The 19,037-nt window shown below is 60.7% G+C and carries 16 protein-coding genes; 9 read left to right on the forward strand and 7 right to left on the reverse strand.

Annotation, left to right across the window (positions count from 1 at the left end; translation table 11 throughout):
- The first annotated feature begins 180 nt into the window (after positions 1-180).
- The 3 genes from QWI18_RS06010 (at position 181) to QWI18_RS06020 (ending at position 2,177) form a co-directional block, all read left to right on the forward strand.
- A complete protein-coding gene (locus QWI18_RS06010; protein WP_369318416.1) occupies positions 181-606 on the forward strand; it encodes a hypothetical protein in 426 nt (141 codons plus the stop codon).
- 407 nt (positions 607-1,013) lie between these two features.
- Positions 1,014-1,337 (forward strand): hypothetical protein, encoded by a 324-nt coding sequence (locus tag QWI18_RS06015; RefSeq protein WP_065992303.1) that lies wholly within the window; start codon positions 1,014-1,016, stop codon positions 1,335-1,337.
- A 216-nt stretch (positions 1,338-1,553) separates the two neighbouring features.
- Positions 1,554-2,177, forward strand: a complete 624-nt coding sequence (locus QWI18_RS06020; RefSeq protein ID WP_065992302.1) for a flavin reductase family protein — start codon at positions 1,554-1,556, stop codon at positions 2,175-2,177.
- Here the strand turns inward: QWI18_RS06020 and QWI18_RS06025 are convergent, their stop codons facing one another.
- Both QWI18_RS06025 and QWI18_RS06030 read right to left on the reverse strand, forming a co-directional pair.
- Positions 2,178-2,417 carry a hypothetical protein gene (locus QWI18_RS06025; RefSeq protein WP_065992300.1) on the reverse strand — a complete coding sequence of 80 codons (240 nt, stop codon included), beginning with the start codon at positions 2,415-2,417 and terminating at the stop codon, positions 2,178-2,180.
- Positions 2,418-2,518: 101 nt separating this feature from the next.
- Positions 2,519-2,872: an antibiotic biosynthesis monooxygenase family protein gene (locus QWI18_RS06030; protein WP_369318417.1), complete on the reverse strand. Its 354-nt coding sequence runs from the start codon at positions 2,870-2,872 to the stop codon at positions 2,519-2,521.
- 434 nt (positions 2,873-3,306) lie between these two features.
- Between QWI18_RS06030 and QWI18_RS06035 the strand changes: the two genes are divergently transcribed.
- Positions 3,307-4,194, forward strand: coding sequence for an AraC family transcriptional regulator N-terminal domain-containing protein (locus tag QWI18_RS06035; protein WP_369318560.1), 888 nt, complete (start codon positions 3,307-3,309; stop codon positions 4,192-4,194).
- Between the two features lie 42 nt (positions 4,195-4,236).
- Here the strand turns inward: QWI18_RS06035 and QWI18_RS06040 are convergent, their stop codons facing one another.
- The gene (locus tag QWI18_RS06040; protein WP_369318418.1) at positions 4,237-5,868 is read right to left on the reverse strand and encodes a 5-guanidino-2-oxopentanoate decarboxylase; all 1,632 of its coding nucleotides are present in this window, start codon (positions 5,866-5,868) and stop codon (positions 4,237-4,239) included.
- Between the two features lie 145 nt (positions 5,869-6,013).
- Here QWI18_RS06040 and QWI18_RS06045 point away from each other — a divergent pair, with 145 nt between their 5' ends.
- Both QWI18_RS06045 and QWI18_RS06050 read left to right on the forward strand, forming a co-directional pair.
- Entirely contained in the window at positions 6,014-6,901 is an 888-nt protein-coding gene (locus QWI18_RS06045) for a LysR substrate-binding domain-containing protein (protein ID WP_369318419.1), read from the forward strand.
- Positions 6,902-7,361: 460 nt separating this feature from the next.
- Positions 7,362-8,867, forward strand: coding sequence for an MDR family MFS transporter (locus QWI18_RS06050; protein WP_296309887.1), 1,506 nt, complete (start codon positions 7,362-7,364; stop codon positions 8,865-8,867).
- Between the two features lie 18 nt (positions 8,868-8,885).
- Here the strand turns inward: QWI18_RS06050 and QWI18_RS06055 are convergent, their stop codons facing one another.
- Both QWI18_RS06055 and QWI18_RS06060 read right to left on the reverse strand, forming a co-directional pair.
- Positions 8,886-9,746, reverse strand: coding sequence for a cache domain-containing protein (locus QWI18_RS06055; RefSeq protein ID WP_369318420.1), 861 nt, complete (start codon positions 9,744-9,746; stop codon positions 8,886-8,888).
- 229 nt (positions 9,747-9,975) lie between these two features.
- Entirely contained in the window at positions 9,976-10,635 is a 660-nt protein-coding gene (locus QWI18_RS06060; RefSeq protein WP_369318421.1) for a TetR family transcriptional regulator, read from the reverse strand.
- 254 nt (positions 10,636-10,889) lie between these two features.
- On the opposite strand from QWI18_RS06060, the gene QWI18_RS06065 reads away from it, so the two are divergent.
- The 3 genes from QWI18_RS06065 to QWI18_RS06075 are packed head-to-tail and all read left to right on the forward strand — an operon-like array spanning position 10,890 to position 16,651.
- On the forward strand, positions 10,890-12,050 hold the full coding sequence (locus QWI18_RS06065; protein WP_192135287.1) for an efflux RND transporter periplasmic adaptor subunit: 1,161 nt from the start codon (positions 10,890-10,892) through the stop codon (positions 12,048-12,050).
- A gap of 3 nt (positions 12,051-12,053) precedes the next feature.
- Positions 12,054-15,188: an efflux RND transporter permease subunit gene (locus tag QWI18_RS06070; RefSeq protein ID WP_369318422.1), complete on the forward strand. Its 3,135-nt coding sequence runs from the start codon at positions 12,054-12,056 to the stop codon at positions 15,186-15,188.
- Entirely contained in the window at positions 15,185-16,651 is a 1,467-nt protein-coding gene (locus tag QWI18_RS06075; protein ID WP_065992285.1) for an AdeC/AdeK/OprM family multidrug efflux complex outer membrane factor, read from the forward strand. Before QWI18_RS06070 ends, QWI18_RS06075 begins: the two co-directional genes overlap by 4 nt.
- Positions 16,652-16,742: 91 nt before the next feature.
- On the opposite strand, the gene pcaD is transcribed toward QWI18_RS06075, so the two are convergent.
- Together pcaD and QWI18_RS06085 are read right to left on the reverse strand one after the other, a co-directional pair.
- On the reverse strand, positions 16,743-17,531 hold the full coding sequence (gene pcaD, locus QWI18_RS06080) for a 3-oxoadipate enol-lactonase (protein WP_369318423.1): 789 nt from the start codon (positions 17,529-17,531) through the stop codon (positions 16,743-16,745).
- An 88-nt stretch (positions 17,532-17,619) separates the two neighbouring features.
- Positions 17,620-18,909, reverse strand: coding sequence for an MFS family transporter (locus QWI18_RS06085; RefSeq protein WP_065992283.1), 1,290 nt, complete (start codon positions 18,907-18,909; stop codon positions 17,620-17,622).
- Between the last annotated feature and the right edge of the window lie 128 nt (positions 18,910-19,037).

Genomic DNA, 19,037 nt, shown 5'->3' on the forward strand with positions numbered 1-19,037 from the left:
CATGAGCTGCCCTTTTGCATTCGCAGAAGCCGCTAAGTGCATGAATAACGATCGCTTTTCGCAGTATCAATTTCAGCGATGATCGCTACTAATGCGATTGACTTCTTAATAATGTTGAGGCGAGTAAAGTTCACTCCATACCGAGTTACCCACTCATTAAATCGATCTGGAGCAACTACCATGAAAACTAACAAACTGATCTTCGGCCTCGCTTTCTCCCTTCTTGCCAGCAGCGCATTTGCACTTCCCGTTGTTGATGCCCAGCACGCAGTTAATACTGCGGTCGTTGCAGAAAACGGCTCGTCCCACACTAATATTGGTCGTGTCGCTGCCGACGGTTCGGACCATGTAGGTGCCAACCGCCTCGCTTCTGATGGCGCTGACCGTGTAGGTAACAACCGCCAGGCCGCTGATGGTTCGGATCACGTTGGTGCCAACCGCCTCGCTGCTGACGGCGCTGACCGTGTGGGTAACATCCGCCAGGCCGCTGATGGTTCGGATCACGTTGGTGCCAACCGCCTCGCTGCTGACGGCGCTGATCGTGTCGGTGCCAATCGCCAGGCAGCTGACGGCTCGGACCATGTTGGTGCAAATCGCCTGAGCTGATTCGCCCTGTCGTTCTCCCAGCCCGGCTTTATGCCGGGCTTAATTTTTCCCGCGCGTGGAAACCTGAAACCCTCGGTTTGACTGGTCTCCTGACAGATGTGGGTCGACAGCGAATCGCGTATCCATCTCGTTTTCTTTAGCTGGCATGCCCGATCCCCTCCCCGCTGCGCTCCGACTTACCAAATAAAAGCCACTCGAGTCAACAGGCAAATTCGCCTTCGCCGGTGAAAATTGCTCCATTCCAGCGCAAATGTCTCGCCGACGCTTTAAAACCGGGCGCTCCAGCCCACTATCATTTTTAGCGATGGTCGATAGCAACAGCGTTAACTTCAACTTAATCGGCACGCGCGTAACATTGGCTCCATTCCCAAGTTGAAAACATTATTGAACTTACTGGAGCAACACTCATGAAAACGTCGAATATTATTTTTGGTATTAGTTTGTCCATTCTGGCATCGAGCGCATTCGCTCTGCCTGTTTCCGAACAGCACTCTGCATTTAACGGCACTGTTGTCGCAGAAGGCGGTTCTTCCCACACCAATGCGTCGCACACCGGTTCGTATCGTCAGGCTTCCGATGGTTCCGATCACGTTGGTGCCAATCGCCTCGCCGCCGACGGCGCTGACCGCGTAGGTAACAACCGCCAGGCTGCCGATGGCGCTGACCATATCGGTGCAAACCGTCTGGCCGCTGACGGCGCCGATCGCGTCGGTGCCAATCGCGCCAGCTAAGCGTTATCCGCACCATGCCCACCGCTTCATGTTGACCGCTTCATGTTCCACCTCCTGAACTCCCTTTGTAGCCCGACACTTGTCGGGCTTTTTTTTTGCGCGGGGTTCGGAGGTCGCTGGAATCCTCATCCAATGCCTTGCACTATGTCGGCCTGCATTCCGTGAACGCACTCACCGTGGCCGGCACGCCCGCACCCCCACATTCAGGAACACACCATGTCAGACGATATTCATTTCTACGAACCGTCCAAAGGTCATGGACTGCCCCACGACCCGTTCAACGCTATCGTGGGCCCACGTCCGATCGGCTGGATCTCGTCCCAGGACGCAGAGGGAAAGCTGAACCTGGCGCCCTACAGCTTCTTCAACGCCTTCAACTATGTACCGCCCATCATCGGGTTCTGCAGCATCGGTCGCAAAGACAGCCTGAACAACATCGAACAGACCGGCGAGTTCGTCTGGAACCTCGCCACGCGCAGCCTGGCCGAGCAGATGAACATGAGTTGCGCGGCAGTGCCGGCAGACGTGAGTGAGTTCGAGCTGGCGGGCCTTACCGCAGAACCGTCGCGCATCGTTGCCGTGCCGAGGGTCAAGGAGACGCCGGTTTCGTTCGAATGCAAAGTCACGCAGATCATCCAGCTGCAACGCGCCGACAAGGAAGTGGTGCCGAGCTGGCTGATTCTGGGGGAAGTGGTGGCGGTGCATATCGCCAAGCGGCTGCTGAAGGAAGGTGTGTATGACACCGCAGCCGGCGAGCCCATCCTGCGCGGCGGCGGCCCGGCTGACTATTTCCAGCTGAGCGCAGAGTCGCTGTTCAAGATGTACCGGCCGAACGTCTGATCAATCCTGGGCGAACACCAGCTCGCCCTCTTGGGTGACGTCGGCGAGCCGCTCCAGCTCTTTTACGGCGGCGTCGTCAGCGGCGAGCGCGGTTGGGAATTTCTGTTCGGCGAGGACGCGATGAAAGGTTGGCGCCCCGCCCATGACCCGAGCCTTGACAGCGATCGCGGCACTGTAGCCGTCGTCACCGGGGACCGCTGCCGAAACGGCCTCGTGATGCTGGAATTCTTTGCGTGCCATGGTCCGACGTCCTGCCTGGAAAATGAAGGCAGGATTTTAAACGCAGGCGTTCGAACACCTGAAAGGTTTTCTTCGCAGGCATTATCGGCTACCGAAACCTGTTAGCCCGCCAGGCGAGCACCTATAGGGACATCAACCGTCTGTGCCTGAGCCGTCGATACCGTGGCGAAGGTTTGAAAGTCGAGGCTCGCCACCAGCAACTCGGTCACCAGTTCGGAAAACAGGTTGAGCTCAGGCGCGCCGAACCAGTCGTTCATTGCGGAGGGGTCGGCCCAGGAGCCGGTAATGACCCAGAGGTCGTCGTCGGTCATGGATTTCTGCAGCGCGAAGTGCAGGCAACCCGACGCGGCAGCGGACGGGCTGATCAGGCTGCTCAAGCGGGCGCCCAGCTGCGCACTGTGTCCGGGCCGTGCGCGGACGGAGACCCAATGGCTCACGACTGACGTATTTAGCATGCTCTGCGCTCCTTCTCTTTACGTGCTTGGCTTAAGCAGGCGTGCCGCGATTCGGGATCTGGCATCCGTGGAACAGGCGGCGGCGGGAAGTGAAGGTTAGGGGCAGACGCGCACCCTGCGGTAGCCAATTACTGCGCGGTTATTGCCTGATTCTGCGCTGGCAGGTTCATAGTGACGGCCGCTCTCGTCGCTGGGTCGCGTGATGCCTGTGGACTTTCGAGCAACGATCCCGGGCGAACAGGGCCCGTTCACGGTAACGCAACACATCGGCAACAGAATCAGGCAAGCATTCGGCAGGATTCGCCTAACGCTTGCGCTTGCCCAAAAATAAGCTGTGCTGCATCAACGCCCTGTCAGAGGAACTCCCCATGTCGTTATCCGCTCTTGCGCCGTCCGCTCCGGATGCTCGACCTGTTGCCGAGCTGAGCGCGCAGATGACGCAACAGCGCGCCGAGCTGGCAGAACTGATCCGCCGGCATGCTCCCGTCGACGGCAGTTTCCAGACGGTGATCAAACCGTTGTTCATGGTGCGCCACGATCGCCCGTCGCAATCGGTGCCGGGGCTAGTGCAGCCGGCGCTGTGCATCATGGCTCAGGGCCGCAAGGACGTGACGCTGGGCGGCGAGCTGTACACCTACGACCCGCTCAACTACCTGGTGCTGTCAGTGGCGCTGCCCATCAGCGGCAAGGTGATTTACGCCACCCCGGAAGAGCCGCACCTGGCCTTGCGCCTGGAAATCGATCCGGTGGAAATCAACGCGCTGATCGCCGAAGCAGGTCCGATGGGCGTACCGACGCGTCACAGCGGGCGCGGCATGTACGTCGAGCGGATCGACGCTCAGCTGCTCGACGCTGTCATCCGCCTGATCCGTCTGCTGGACACGCCGAAAGACATTGCCATGCTCGCCCCGCTGATCAATCGGGAGATCCTTTATCGACTCCTGCGTGGGAGCGAAGGGCATCGGCTGTATGAAATCGCCATCTCCAACTGCCAGACCCACCGCGTCACCCAGGCGATCAAGTGGCTCAACGACCATTTCCAGGAGCCGCTGCGCATTGAAGATCTGGCGAGAGAGGTGAACCTGAGCGTCTCGACGCTGCACCACCGTTTCAAATCCGTCACCGCCATGAGCCCGTTGCAATACCAGAAGCAACTGCGTCTGCAGGAGGCCCGACGGTTGATGCTGGCGGACGGCCTCGAAGCCTCGGCCGCTGGCTACCGGGTCGGCTACGAAAGCGCTTCGCAGTTCAGCCGCGAATACAGCCGCCTGTTCGGCGCGCCACCGTTGCGGGATCTGGCGCGCCTGCGCAGCACGGTTTGATCAGGCGGTGAATACGCCGTCTCGGTCCGCCAGATGAAACCGTCAGTCGCAGCTGCTCATCCATTGAGCCTGGTCGATCTCGATCAACGTCGGACCGCTGCGCTGGCTGGCTGAGTGCAGGGCGGCGGTCAATTGCTCAACGCTGCCCACCGCCTCCGCGGCGCACCCCAGCGCTTTGGCCACACCGATGAATTCAGGCGTGTAAATATCGACGCCGATGGGCTCAATGGCGCGGTTGACCATGTACTTCTTGATCTCTTCGTAACCCTGGTTATTCCACAGCAGCACGATAATCGGCGTTCGCGCTTCCACCGCACTCGCCAGTTCGGACAAGGTGAACTGCAAACCGCCATCACCGATCAGGCACACCACTGAATTGGACTCTCCAGCGTCGCGACTGCCCAGCCAGGCGCCCACGGCGGCGGGCAATGCGTAACCCAGGGTTCCGTAACCGGTTGATGAGTTGAACCAGCGGCGAGGCTTGTCGAGGTCCAGGGTCAGGTTGCCGGTGTAGACGGGCTGGGTGGAGTCGCCCACGATCACGGCTTCCGGCAATACTTCAAGCACCGTTTGCAAGAACAGCGTCTGCCCACGGGTGGCATCGTCCCAGCCCGCCTCAAGGCTCGTCCTCAGCGCCGCAACCGGCGCAGCGCCCCAGTCTTGGCTGCGTGGCGCCAGCACTTCGCCGACCAGCGCGTCCACCAAGGCTTCAGCGGCGTGTTGAGCGTCGGAGACCAGCGCAACCGTTGGCGGAAAGTTGCGCACAGTCTGATCGGGGTCGATGTCGATGCGCAGCAACGCGCCCGGAATCTTGAAGTGGCCCTGAAAGGTAATGTCGTAATCCGTCTCGGCCAGTTCAGTACCGATGGCCAGCACCACGTCGGCGTTTTCAATGACCTCACGGGTGGCATGGAGGGACTGCGTCGAACCGATCAGCAGCGGGTGAGCGCCCGGCAGCATTCCTTTGGCGTTAATGGTCAGCGCGACCGGCGCGCCGAGTCGTTCGGCCAGACGCGTCAATGCCGGGGCGGCGTCAATGGCGCCGCCTCCCGCGAGAATCAACGGCCGTTGCGCGGTGGCGAGCAGACTCGCCATGTGCCGGATCGCAGCGGGTGCCGGCCCCGCGCGGGTCACCGATACCGCCTGGCTGTGCAGCAGGGCGTCGGCATTTTCCACCAGCACATCCAGCGGAATCTCGATATGCACCGGACGCGGCCGCGCTGCTTGAAACACCGCAAACGCCCGGGCCAGCACCGACGGCAACTCGGCCGCTGACATCAGCGTATGAGAAAACGCCGCGACGCCCGCGACCAGCGCACTCTGGGACGGCAGTTCATGCAGCTTGCCGCGACCGCCGCCCAACTGACTGCGCGACTGCACGCTGGAGATCACCAGCATCGGGATCGAGTCCCCATAGGCCTGGCCCATCGCGGTGGTGATATTGGTCATGCCGGGGCCGGTAATGATGAAGCACACGCCCGGCTTGCCTCGCGTGCGCGCATATCCATCGGCCATGAACCCTGCGCCCTGTTCATGGCGCGGGGTGATGTGGGTGATCGACGAACCGGCCAGCCCTCGGTACAGCTCAACCGTGTGCACGCCCGGAATCCCGAACACCCGCTCGACCCCGTAGGCTTCCAGCAACCTGACCAGCACTTCCCCGCACGTCGCCATGTCTCTGTCCCTCTGTATGCCTGTCGCAACGCCGCCCGCAATGTGCCAGGCTCGATAGGCGACTATTGAAGCTGCGGGGCCGTATCGACCACAACGCAAAAAATGTCATGCTTAGCCATGTCCTCAGCTCATGGCTCACCCGCCGATGAAACGCCTTCCTCCCCTGCCCGCGCTGCATACGTTCCTGATCACGGCGAAGTGCTGCAATTTCACCCGGGCTGCGGAGGCGCTGCACCTCACCCAGGGCGCCGTCAGCCGGCAGATCGCCGGGCTGGAAGCTCACTTGGGCTATCGCCTGTTCAATCGTCAGGCCCGTGGCTTGAGCCTGACCGCCCAGGGCCGCGAGCTGCTGCCGCACATTGAGCAAGTGTTCAGCCTGATCGAGGCGGCGGTGGATCAAGTCGATGCCAGACCGAGGGCGCTGCAAATCAAGGCACCGACCTGCATCAGCCGCTGGTTGTTGCCGCGCCTGATGCAGTGGCAGAAAGAACGGCCTGACGTGCCGGTGCAACTGACCACGACGAGCGCGCACACGGTGGATTTTAGGCGTGAGGATTTCGATGCCGCCGTGGTGTTCGGCGCGAAACCGGTTGATTCCAGTCACGTGCAGCACCTGTTCGACGAACAACTGACGCCGGTGTGCTCGCCGTCCCTGGCGTCCAGCAATCCCCTCGCCCGCGCCGCCGATCTGGAACGGCACATGCTCCTGCACCCCACCCTCGACGAGCGTGACTGGACGCTGTGGCTGAAGGCCGCCGGAGCGAAGCTGAGCAATGTCGAGCACGGTCAGCACTTCGACACGATGGACCTGGCGATGACGGTCGCCTCACAAGGGACGGGGGTCGCCATTGGCGACTGGTCGCTGATCGGCGAAGACCTGAGCGCGGGGCGCCTGGTCATGCCTTTCGAGCTGAAGGTCCGGACCGGCGCGGCGTATTACTTCGTGCATCCCAAAGGCGCCAGCGTTCCTTCCACACTGCAGGATCTGCTGGACTGGCTGTCGCTGCAGGCGGCTGAGCGGCGCATCGGCTGAGCGGCGCAATGCTGGCTCTTCACCAACGGCCCGGCTGATACAAACATTCAATCCCCATCGCCCGGTCCACTCGCCGATAGCGACCTACACTGACAGTGTCCGCTTTGAAACAGTCGTCCTACCGGATCGAGGCAAATGTCATGAGAACCACAATAAAAAGACAGTGCGTTTATGTCGTCGCCGTTACTGCCGTGTTGAGCCTGTACGCCGCAGGTGCTTACCGAATCGAACAAATGCGGCAGACGCCCCGCGTGGCGGTGGTCTGCACGATGGGGCATTGCATGCCCACTGATGCGACGTTCAGCGCCCTTCGTTGACGGCAACTGCCGGTCGACGTAACGCGGGTCAACGTACTGCGAAAATCCCCACAGCCTGCTATCGATTAGCAAGCTAACGGACTAGACTTGGCGCAAATTCCTGCGGATGTTCAGCGGGTCAATCTGCCAGTCGAGTCCCTTCTGTGACGAGCCTTAATCAACCCCGTCCGGACATCCGCAGCATTCTGTTTGCGCTGATGATGGCCGTGTTTCTCAGCGCGCTGGATCAGACCATCGTCGCGGTTTCAATGCCGGCCATCTCCGCCCAATTCCAGGATTTCGACCTGCTCGCCTGGGTGATCTCGGCCTACATGGTCGCGCTCACCGTGGCCGTGCCGATTTACGGCAAGCTGGGGGATTTATATGGCCGACGCCGCTTGATGCTGTTCGGGCTGGCGACCTTTACCCTCGCCTCGCTGTTCTGCGCCATGGCCCAGAGCATGGAGCAACTGGTGCTGGCGCGGGTGCTGCAAGGCATCGGCGCCGGCGGCATGGTGTCCGTGAGCCAGGCGATCATCGGCGACATCGTTCCGCCCCGGGAGCGCGGTCGCTATCAGGGTTACTTCAGCGGCATGTACGCTGCGGCGAGCGTCGCCGGGCCGGTGCTCGGCGGCTTCATGACCGAGTACCTGTCGTGGCGCTGGGTGTTCATTATCAATCTCCCGCTGGGGCTGGCGGCCTGGTGGGTGGCGCGCAAAACGCTGGTGGGCCTGCCGATCCCCCAACGCAAACCGGTGATCGACTACCTGGGCACGGTGCTCATGATCATCGGCCTGACGTCGTTGCTGCTGGGCATTACCGAAATCGGCCAGGGTCGCAGCTGGCGCGACGAGTCGGTGGTCCTGCAACTGTCGGTGGCGCTGCTCGCACTGCTGATTTTTGTGCTGTATGAGCGGCGCACTCGCGAGCCTCTGCTGCCCATGCATCTGTTCGCCAATCGCAGCGCGGTGCTCTGCTGGTGCACGATTTTCTTCACCAGCTTTCAGGCCATTTCGCTCATCGTGCTGCTGCCGTTGCGCTTTCAGACCGTCACCGGTGCGGGGGCCGACAGCGCGGCGTTGCACCTGATGCCACTGGCCATCGGCATGCCTATCGGCGCGTACTTTGGTGGCCGCCGCACTTCGCTGACGGGCCGCTACAAACCGATCATCCTCACCGGCGCGGCGTTGATGCCGCTGGCAATCCTCGGTATCGCCTTCACGCCGCCGCAGTCGGCCCTTCTGACGAGCCTGTTCATGGTCCTCACCGGCATCGCCAGCGGCATGCAGTTTCCGACCTCGCTGGTGGGCACGCAGAACTCGGTGGAGGTTAAAGACATGGGCGTGGCGACCAGTACGACCAACCTGTTTCGGTCATTGGGCGGTGCAGTCGGTGTCGCAACGATGTCAGCACTGCTGCTGGCGATGCTCGCCGGTTCAGGGATTGCCCAGGTCGGCGGCAGTTCGATCCCGGGCGAAGGTTCGGGCAATGTGCTGATGGACAGTCTGCACGCCGCCAGCGGTCCCGCGCTTGAATTGCTGCGCGGGCAGCTGTCGATGACCTTTCAGCACCTGTTGATCACCAGCGCAGCCGTGTCGCTGCTGGGTTTGTCTGCTGCACTGGCGATGCCCAACAACCTGCTGCGCGGGCGGGACGACAAGGACCGCTAAACGAACCTGTCAGGGCGATCAGCCGCTGTAATAACCCACCGCCACCAGGAATGCACCGACCTTGCGCACGTAGGCGTGCTTGTGTTCGATTTTGCTGGTGACCGGGTTGCGCCAGCGGTATTCGTATTCGCCTTCAGACTGTTTCTTGACGAGCTCGAGCATCGGAATGCCGACCGGCTTGCCTTCAGGGTCCTTGACCTTGCTGAAGTCGGTATTCACCAGCCGCAGGTTGGTGCCATGGGCGACATAGCGTTTGGTGTCGACGTTCACCACGAAGACGTACAGATCATCTTGCAGAAATCCGCCCTTGAGGTCGTTGATGGCGCGAAGGGTGCCGTCCTTATCCTGTTCCAGCGCCTTGGACGCCTTGTCGAGCAACGCCCTCGCCTGCTCCGGCGAAGCGCGCGGCAGGTAGTAACCGACGGCCAGAACCCGATCGCCGATGCGCTGAAAATACACGCGCTTGCGCTCGACTTTACCGTCGCGCCAGTTCTGCCAGCGATACTCGGCCTGCTGAATGCCGGCGCTTTCCGGGGTTTGCAGCACCTGCTTGAAGTTTTTCTGCAGCTCAGGATCGAGCACCGACGATACGTCACGGCCGATCAGCGCCACCGATGGCCCACCACTTGCTAGCATAATCCCCTTGGTATCGGTGACGAAGACATAACGCTCGCCATCGACGAACTCGCCCTGACGGCTGAATTCGGCGAGCGCCTTGTCACCCTGGACGCGGTAACGGGCCACGGCTTTTTCCAGCAGCCCCTTGGCGGCTTCCGCTTCCTGGACTTCGTCGCCCGCTGCCCACCCGTGTCCGATGCTCAGGGCGGCAAGCGCACTAACCAGAAGTGTTCTGCATGCGTTTTTTGATACAACTGCCATCGCCTCGCCCCCACTCTTATTGGTTATGGGGAGAGCGTAGACGCCAGATTGCAATAGGGCAGCATTCGGCACTTCAATGGGCACCCCTGCCTGAATGAGGGCTGAATCACCGTAATCGCTGGGTAAAGCGAGGGTAAACCGCCTGTTCAGCGAAGGTCAGGCGCGGTATAGATACAGGCCAACCGCCACACAGCGCCGTTTTCCCAGGGACCGGCCCGGTGCTGGCAGGTCAGCTGACTGAGAATGCGGAAGACACCGGGTCGCGCAACGCCGGGCTGAAGCGGAGCATGTCGAGAATGCCATCGACCAATCGCTCCGCATCATCCTGCAGCGAGAAGCTTTCCGGCACCAGCAGCCACTGGCCGAGAATGCCGTGTATATAAGCGTGCAGGCAGATCGCCGCGCGTTGCGGATTGATGTCAGCGGGGAGCTGGCCTTGCCGGGAGGCGTTACTGAGTGCCAGTGCGATCCGCTCGTTGGCGTCAAGCCAGACAAACTGCCGTTGTTGCCGCATGTCACACATTTCGTCGGTAAATTCGAATTTATGAAACAGGATTTCATTGATGCGGCGGGTTTTAGGATCGCTGGCAACTTGTTGAAACAAATGAATGAGAAGCTTGCGCGTCCATCCCAGTGGATCAACCTCATCTTCGCTCTCACTCGCTCTTGCCATTTCCTCGAGGGGCTCGTGCAGACTGTCGAGCATCGCCTGGACCAGATCGGCCTTGTTGCTGAAATGCCAATAGATCGCGCCACGGGTCACGCCAGCCAGGGCCGCAATGTCGGCGAGCGTCGTGCGGGAAACCCCTCGATCATAGAAAGCCTGCTCGGCAGCTTCCAGAATCTGCCTGCGGGTTTCCTGAGCCTCTTCTTTCGTGCGTCGGACCATGGCAGTAAAAACCTCTATGAAAATGCGTCAAGCGCTCTGGTCGAGTGGCCTGAACAGCATGTCGGGCGGCCTTTGTAATGCCTTGTCCCGGATCTACAATCGATGCCCTCGGTGCGCTGGAGTGTCACACTCTTGGGTGTTTACAAACAACCGTGAATGTAAGTATATTCATTAGCATCCTACTTATCCAGCAGGAACCCTTTCCCGCCCCTTTCCACTTTTCATGAGTTCAGGCTCCTGACCCGAGGATCTTCATGCAATTCAAGCCAGCTGTTACCGTTCTGGTCACTGCCGTCGCCCTGGCATCGCTGCTCTCCGGATGCAGCAAGAAGGAAGAAGCGGCCGCAGCACCACCGCCCCCTCAGGTCGGCGTCGTTACTCTGAAAACCCAGGCCTACACCCTGACGTCTGAACTGCCGGGCCGGACCACCGCGTTCCGGATCGCCGAAGTACGTCCGCAAGTGAACGGCATCATCCTCAAGCGTCTGTTCACCGAAGGTGGAGACGTCAAAGCCGGTCAGCAGCTCTACCAGATCGATCCGGCGATTTACCAGGCCACCCTGGACAGCGCCAAAGCCACCTACGAATCCTCCAACTCCCTCGCTGGCCGCTACAAGCAGCTGATCAACGAGCAAGCGGTCAGCCGTCAGGAATACGACACGGCGGTCGGTTCGGCCCGCGAAGCGAAGGCGGCGGTGCAGACAGCCGAGATCAACCTGCGTTACACCAAGGTCTACGCGCCGATTTCCGGCCGCATTGGTCGTTCGCTGGTGACGGAAGGTGCGCTGGTCAGCAATGGTCAGGCCGATGCGATGGCCACCATTCAGCAGCTCGACCCGATCTACGTCGACGTGATTCAGTCTTCGGCCGACATGCTCAAGCTGCGTCGCGAGCTGGAAAGCGGCAAGCTGCAGAAAGCCGGCGACAACGCCGCCAAGGTCAAGCTGGTGCTGGAAGACGGCAGCCTCTATTCAACTGAAGGCAAGCTCGAGTTCTCCGAAGTGTCGGTCGACCAGACCACCGGTTCCGTGACGCTGCGCGCCGTGTTCCCGAACCCGGACCACACGCTGCTTCCAGGCATGTTCGTGCACGCACGACTGCAATCGGGCGTGGCTGAAAATGCGATTCTGGTTCCACAGCAAGGCGTCACCCGCGACCTGAAAGGCACCCCGACCGCACTGGTGGTGAATGCCGATAACAAGGTCGAGTCCCGGACCCTGGTCGCCAACCGTACTATCGGCAGCGACTGGCTGGTAGAAAAAGGCTTGAGCGCAGGTGATCGCGTGATCACCGAAGGGCTGCAATACGTCAAGCCAGGTGCTGAAGTGAAAGTGGCCGAAGCCACCAACGTCAATGCAGCTAACCCGGCAACTGCCCCGGCAACTGATAAAGCCGCAGGCAGCAAAGGGGAGTAATTCATGTCGAAATTTTTTATCGACCGGCCAATTTTCGCGTGGGTAATTGCCCTCGTGATCATGCTGGTGGGGACGCTTTCGATCCTCAAGCTACCGATCAACCAATACCCGGCCATTGCCCCACCGGCCATCGCAATCCAGGTGACCTACCCGGGCGCGAACGCGCAAACCGTGCAGGACACCGTGGTTCAGGTGATCGAGCAGCAGCTCAACGGTATCGACAACCTGCGTTATGTGTCCTCGGAAAGTAACTCCGACGGCAGCATGACCATCACCGCGACGTTCAACCAGGGGACCAACCCCGACATCGCTCAGGTTCAGGTGCAGAACAAGCTCAACCTGGCCACCCCGCTACTGCCCCAAGAGGTGCAGCAACAGGGTATCCGCGTGACCAAGGCGGTGAAGAACTTCCTGATGGTCGTCGGTCTGGTGTCCGAAGACGGCAGCATGGGCAAGGAAGACTTGTCCAACTACATCGTGTCGAACATGCAGGACCCGATTTCCCGTACCTCCGGTGTGGGTGACTTCCAGGTTTTCGGTGCCCAGTACGCCATGCGTATCTGGCTCGATCCGGCCAAGCTGAACAACTTTCAGCTGACGCCGGTCGACGTCAAGACGGCCATCACTGCCCAAAACGTTCAGGTGTCTTCCGGCCAGATCGGCGGTTTGCCTGCGCTCAAGGGCCAGCAGCTGAACGCCACGATCATCGGTAAAACCCGTCTGCAGACGGCCGAGCAGTTCGGCAACATTCTGTTGAAGGTCAATCAGGACGGTTCGCAGGTTCGTCTCAAAGACGTCGCCAAAGTCGGTCTGGGCGGCGAAAACTACAGCATTGACGCACAGTTCAACGGCAAGGCGGCCTCAGGTCTGGCGATCAAGCTGGCGACCGGTGCCAACGCGCTGGACACCGCCAAGGCGATCCGCGCCACGATTGCCCAGCTGGAGCCGTTCTTTCCGCCTGGCATGAAAGTGGTTTACCCGTACGACACCACGCCAGTGGTTCAGGAATCCATCACCGGTGTGGTTCACACCCTGGGTGAAGCGATCATCCTGGTGTTCCTGGTGATGTACCTGTTCCTGCAGAACTTCCGCGCCACCATCATCACCACGATGACCGTGCCGGTGGTATTGCTGGGTACGTTCGGGATCCTCGCGGCGGCTGGCTTCACCATCAACACGCTGACCATGTTCGGGGTGATTCTCGCCATCGGCTTGCTGGTGGACGATGCCATCGTTGTGGTGGAAAACGTCGAGCGGGTGATGGCGGAGGACAAACTTTCGCCGCGGGACGCCACGATCAAATCCATGGAGCAGATCCAGGGCGCACTGGTCGGTATCGCACTGGTGTTGTGTGCGGTTCTGTTGCCAATGGCGTTCTTCGGCGGCTCCACGGGTGTGATCTACCGGCAGTTCTCTATCACCATCGTTTCGGCGATGGCGCTTTCGGTACTGGTCGCGCTGATCTTCACCCCGGCGTTGTGCTCCACCCTGCTCAAGCCGATCGACCACGAGAAACACGGGCAGCCGAAACGTGGATTCTTTGGCTGGTTCAACCGTACCTTCGACCGCAGCGTAGTGAGCTACGAGCGTGGCGTCGGCAACATGCTCAAGCACAAGGTTCCGGCCTTTATCGTGTATGCGCTGATTGTCTGCGGCACCATCTGGATGTTCACCCGCATTCCGAGCGCGTTCCTGCCGGAAGAAGACCAGGGCGTTATTTTCGCCCAGGTGCAGACGCCACCGGGCTCCTCGGCTGAACGTACGCAGACCGTCATCGACAACATGCGTAAGTACCTGCTGGAAGAAGAATCGGGCGCGGTCAATTCGGTGTTCACCGTTAACGGCTTCAACTTTGCCGGTCGCGGTCAGAGCTCCGGTCTGGCGTTTATCATGCTGAAACCGTGGGGCGATCGTAATGCCTCCAACAGCGTGTTCGAGCTGGCCAAACGGGCGCAGCAGCACTTCTTCGGTTTCCGCGATGCAATGACCTTCGCGGTCGTACCGCCTGCGGTACTGGAACTGGGTAACGCCACCGGTTTCGACGTGTATTTGCAGGATCAGGGCGGCGTGGGTCACGCCAAGCTGATGGAAGCGCGTAACCAACTGCTGGGCATGGCGGCACAGAGCAAGATTCTGGCGGGCGTGCGTCCGAACGGTCTGAACGATGAGCCGCAGTATCAACTGGTCATCGATGACGAGCGCGCGCAGGCACTGGGTCTGAGCCTGTCGGACATCAACACCACGCTGTCCATCGCGATGGGTGGCAGCTACATCAACGACTTCATCGACCGCGGTCGGGTCAAGAAGGTGTACGTGCAGGGCGATGCCAGTGCGCGGATGAAGCCGGAAGACTTGAAGAAGTGGTACGTGCGCAATACCGCCGGCGAGATGGTGCCTTTTGCCTCGTTCGCCAGCGGAGAGTGGGTATTCGGTTCGCCGAAGCTGTCACGTTACAACGGTGTGCCGGCCGAGGAAGTGCTGGGTACTCCGGCGCCGGGTTACAGCACCGGTGAAGCGATGGCCGAGATCGAGCAACTGGCGAAGAAATTGCCGGCCGGCGTTGGTCTCTCGTGGACGGGTCTGTCCTATGAAGAGCGTCTGTCCGGTTCCCAGGCTCCGGCGCTGTACGCACTGTCCATTCTGATCGTGTTCCTGTGTCTGGCGGCGCTGTATGAAAGCTGGTCGATTCCGATCGCCGTGCTGCTGGTGATCCCGCTTGGGGTGATCGGTGCGCTGGTTGCAACGAGCCTGCGCGGCCTGTCCAACGACGTGTTCTTCCAGGTAGGGCTCTTGGTGACGGTAGGTCTGGCAGCGAAAAACGCCATTCTGATCGTCGAGTTCGCCAAGGAACTGCATGAGCAGGGCAAGGGCATCGTGGACGCAACCATCGAAGCCTGCCGGATGCGTCTGCGGCCGATCGTGATGACGTCCATGGCGTTCATCCTCGGTGTAGTCCCGCTGGCGATTTCCTCGGGTGCCGGTGCCGGTAGCCAGCATTCGATCGGTACGGGCGTAATCGGCGGTATGATCACCGCGGTTATTCTGGCGATCTTCTGGGTACCGTTGTTCTTCGTTTCGATATCCTCGCTGTTCAAAGGCAAACAGAAACACACTCCACACGATGAGGCTGGCCAATGAGCAAGTCCCTGATTTCGCTGGCGGTCACCGCGTTCATTCTCGGCGGCTGCTCGTTGATCCCCGATTACAAGCAGCCCGCCGCACCGGTGCCGGCTCAGTTCCCGCAAGGTCCGGCGTATTCGCCGGCCCAGGCGGCGAATCAGGCGGCGGCCGAGCAAGGCTGGCGTCAGTTTTTCCATGACCCGGCGCTGCAGCAGCTGATTCAGACGTCGCTGCAGAACAACCGTGACCTGCGCGTCGCCGCGCTGAACATCGACGCCTACCGCGCGCAGTACCGCATTCAACGTGCGGACCTGTTCCCGGCCGTCGCAGCCTCGGGCAGCGGCACGCGTCAGCGCGTTCCGGGTGACCTGTCGCAAACGGGCGAATCCAATATCACCAGTCAGTATTCGGTGGGTCTGGGTATCAGTTCCTATGAGCTGGATCTGTTCGGCCGGGTGCGCAGCCTGAGTGAGCAGGCGCTGCAGACCTACTTCGCCGGTGAAGAAGGCCGTCGCAGCACGCAGATCAGCCTGGTCGCCAACGTTGCCAATGCCTACCTGACGTGGGAAGCGGACAAAGAGCTGTTGAAGCTGACCCAGGACACCTTGGGCGCCTTCGAGGAAAGCCTGCGTCTCACTTCCCGCAGCAGCGAAGTGGGCGTGGCCTCGGCGCTGGATCTGGCGCAGTCGCGCACCTCCGTCGAAAGCGCCCGCGTCAAGCTGGCTCAGTATCAGCGGCTGGTCGCCCAGGACGAAAACAACCTGGTGCTGTTGTTGGGCACCAGTCTGCCAGCCAACCTGCCCGCCTCGAAACCATTGAGCGCTGACATGCTCAACGAGATGCCAGCGGGTCTGCCGTCGGAATTGCTGCAGCGTCGTCCGGACATTCTGCAGGCCGAATACAGCCTGAAAGCCGCCAACGCCAACATCGGCGCCGCACGTGCCGCGTTCTTCCCGAGCATCAGCCTCACGGCCAGCGCCGGTACGGCGAGCGGCGATCTGAGCGGCCTGTTCAAGGGCGGTTCGGGGACGTGGTTGTTCGAGCCGACGATCAATCTGCCGATCTTCAACGCAGGCAGTCTGCGCGCAAGCCTCGACTACTCGAAGATCCAGAAAGACATCGGCGTCGCCAACTACGAGAAGGCGATTCAGACGGCGTTCCAGGAAGTCTCCGACGGTCTGGCCGCGCGCAAGACCTACACCGATCAGCTCAAGGCGCAGACGGACTTCGTCAACGCCAACCAGGACTACTACCGTCTGGCCGAGCGTCGCTACCGCATCGGGATCGACAGCAACCTGACATTCCTCGACGCTCAGCGTCAGTTGTTCAACGCGCAACAGTCGTTGATCACCGATCGCCTGTCCCAGCTCAGCAGCGAGGTCAATTTGTACCGCGCCCTGGGCGGCGGCTGGTACGAACAGACCCCGACCGGCGAGCGTCAGCCAACGGCGGGCGATGTGCCGTCCACCCGCTTGTTCTGATCCAGCGCGTATGAAAAAACCCACCGATTGGTGGGTTTTTTTTGGCTGTCACCACGGCTTTTTCAAGCCGTAAGCGAGCAGCCCGCAGACGTCACGCCAGCAAAAATTCCGTCACGCGCAGGGCGAAGACTTCACCCAACTCGACGCTGGACAGGTGCGCGGCGTAATAGTCGGAGAGCTCGCTGCCGTGGATGTGGTTCTGCAGAAAATGCCCGTCCGCCACCGTCGTGACGGCGTCATGGCTGCCGCAGATGATCAGCGTGGGCACGGTGATCGAACCGACTTCCTTGCGCAGATCGGCATCCCGGACGGCAGCGCAGCAGGCGGCGTAACCCAATGGGGAAGTTGCCGCCAGTACGTCGGTGATGGGCGTAACTTTGTCGGGGTGCTGACTGGCAAAGGCGGGGGTAAACCAACGCCCAATGGCGCCAGCGCCCATTTCCGTCATTGCCCGCTCACCTCCCTTCTCCACCTGCGCGATGCGCGGTGCCCAGGTTTCCGTGTCGCCGATCTTCGCGGCGGTGTTGCACAGAATCAGCTTGTGCAGCCGGTCGTTGGCATGGATGCCCAGCCACTGACCGATCAGGCCGCCCATGGACAATCCGCAAAAATGCGCGCGTTCGATTTTCAATGCATCGAGCAGCGCCAGCACGTCGCGTCCCAGTTGCGAGAGGGTGTAAGGCCCCTGGGTGACCAGGGACTGGCCGTGGCCGCGTGTGTCGTAACGCACGACGCGGAATGACTTGCTCAGCGCCGGGATCTGCGCGTCCCACATATGCAGGTCGGTGCCCAGTGAGTTGGACAGCACCAGCACCGGCGCATCCACCGGGCCGTCAATTTCATAATGCAGCTCACCGTCTTCGAGTTGTACGAACGCCATGGCAGTCGCTCCGTGAAACACGTGGAATGAGTGTGATCAATAGGGACAGCACGCGCCCGGCAAGGACGCGCGCCTCAAGATCCGGGGATCAGTGATCTTCGTGCAAGTAAGCCGGCTTCTTCGGCAGTCGCAGGCTGAACAGAAAAGCAATCGCCATCATCGCGGTGACGTACCAGTAGAAGGTGTTTTCCATGCCCATGTTCTTCAGGCCCAGGGCCACGTATTCAGCCGAGCCACCGAAGATCGCGTTAGCCACGGCGTAGGCCAGACCAACGCCCAGCGCACGAACCTGAACGGGGAACATCTCGGCTTTCACCAGGCCGCTGATGGAGGTGTAGAAACTGACGATGGCCAGCGCCAGGGTGATCAGCACGAACGCGATGATCGGGCTGGTGGTGGTTTTCAGGGTCAGCAGCAGCGGCACCGTGCACAGCGTGCCCAGCCCGCCGAACCACAGCATCGAAGCGCGACGGCCGATCTTGTCAGCGAGCATGCCGAACACCGGCTGCATGCACATGTACAGGAACAGTGCGCCGGTCATGATGTAGCTCGCGACCTTGGCGTCCATGTGCACGGTGTTGACCAGGTATTTCTGCATATACGTGGTGAAGGTGTAGAAAATCAGCGAGCCGCCGGCGGTGTAGCCGAGCACGGTGATGAACGCCGCTTTGTGATCGCGAAACAACGCAGACACGCTTCCCGCGTCTTTGTTCTGACGGACTTCGGCGGTGGTGGTCTCTTTCAGCGACCGGCGCAGCACCAGCGAAATCACCGCCGCCACCGCACCGACCACGAACGGAATCCGCCAGCCGTAGGCTTTCAGCTCATCGGCACTGAGAAACTGCTGCAGGATGACCACGGTCAGCACGGCCAACAGCTGGCCGCCAATCAGCGTCACGTACTGAAACGAAGCGAAAAACCCGCGCTGCCCCCGCAACGCGACTTCGCTCATGTACGTGGCGGTGGTGCCGTACTCACCACCCACCGACAGGCCTTGAAACAGGCGCGCCATCAACAGCAGAAACGGCGCCCAGGCACCGATCGATGCATAGGTGGGAAGACAGGCAATGACCAGCGAGCCCGCACACATCATCAGCACGGAAATCATCATCGAGTTCTTGCGGCCGTGCTTGTCGGCCACGCGACCGAACAGCCAGCCGCCGATAGGCCGCATCAGGAAGCCAGCAGCAAAAACACCCGCTGTATTGAGCAATTGAACGGTCGGGTCATCGGAAGGAAAGAACGCAGGCGCGAAATAGATGGCGCAGAAGGCGTAGACGTAGAAGTCGAACCATTCGACGAGATTGCCCGATGAAGCCCCGACGATGGCGAAGATCCGCTTGCGCCGCTCTTCGCCGGTGTAGTGAGTCGTTGTCATTATTATCTCCCCAGGTGTTAGTAAGGTCAGCCAGTCTAAGACATAACCTGCAACATTTAGACTTAAGCAGTAACGTTTCGACATCACAAGGACAACCACCCGAGTCAGCAAGTTGCTCCTTTCGTGGA

The sequence above is a fragment of the Pseudomonas sp. W2Oct36 genome (genome assembly GCF_041060465.1).
Lineage (GTDB): Bacteria > Pseudomonadota > Gammaproteobacteria > Pseudomonadales > Pseudomonadaceae > Aquipseudomonas > Aquipseudomonas graminis_B.

Bases quoted from the DNA above. Each gene is read 5' to 3' on its own strand.
- QWI18_RS06060 (WP_369318421.1), bottom strand. From the start codon at position 10,635: ATGGTCCGACGCACGAAAGAAGAGGCTCAGGAAACCCGCAGGCAGATT.
- QWI18_RS06065 (WP_192135287.1), top strand. From the start codon at position 10,890: ATGCAATTCAAGCCAGCTGTTACCGTTCTGGTCACTGCCGTCGCCCTG.
- QWI18_RS06025 (WP_065992300.1), bottom strand. From the start codon at position 2,417: ATGGCACGCAAAGAATTCCAGCATCACGAGGCCGTTTCGGCAGCGGTC.
- QWI18_RS06045 (WP_369318419.1), top strand. From the start codon at position 6,014: ATGAAACGCCTTCCTCCCCTGCCCGCGCTGCATACGTTCCTGATCACG.
- QWI18_RS06015 (WP_065992303.1), top strand. From the start codon at position 1,014: ATGAAAACGTCGAATATTATTTTTGGTATTAGTTTGTCCATTCTGGCA.
- QWI18_RS06010 (WP_369318416.1), top strand. From the start codon at position 181: ATGAAAACTAACAAACTGATCTTCGGCCTCGCTTTCTCCCTTCTTGCC.
- QWI18_RS06040 (WP_369318418.1), bottom strand. From the start codon at position 5,868: ATGGCGACGTGCGGGGAAGTGCTGGTCAGGTTGCTGGAAGCCTACGGG.
- QWI18_RS06035 (WP_369318560.1), top strand. From the start codon at position 3,307: ATGACGCAACAGCGCGCCGAGCTGGCAGAACTGATCCGCCGGCATGCT.
- pcaD (WP_369318423.1), bottom strand. From the start codon at position 17,531: ATGGCGTTCGTACAACTCGAAGACGGTGAGCTGCATTATGAAATTGAC.
- QWI18_RS06055 (WP_369318420.1), bottom strand. From the start codon at position 9,746: ATGGCAGTTGTATCAAAAAACGCATGCAGAACACTTCTGGTTAGTGCG.
- QWI18_RS06085 (WP_065992283.1), bottom strand. From the start codon at position 18,909: ATGACAACGACTCACTACACCGGCGAAGAGCGGCGCAAGCGGATCTTC.
- QWI18_RS06075 (WP_065992285.1), top strand. From the start codon at position 15,185: ATGAGCAAGTCCCTGATTTCGCTGGCGGTCACCGCGTTCATTCTCGGC.
- QWI18_RS06030 (WP_369318417.1), bottom strand. From the start codon at position 2,872: ATGCTAAATACGTCAGTCGTGAGCCATTGGGTCTCCGTCCGCGCACGG.
- QWI18_RS06070 (WP_369318422.1), top strand. From the start codon at position 12,054: ATGTCGAAATTTTTTATCGACCGGCCAATTTTCGCGTGGGTAATTGCC.
- QWI18_RS06020 (WP_065992302.1), top strand. From the start codon at position 1,554: ATGTCAGACGATATTCATTTCTACGAACCGTCCAAAGGTCATGGACTG.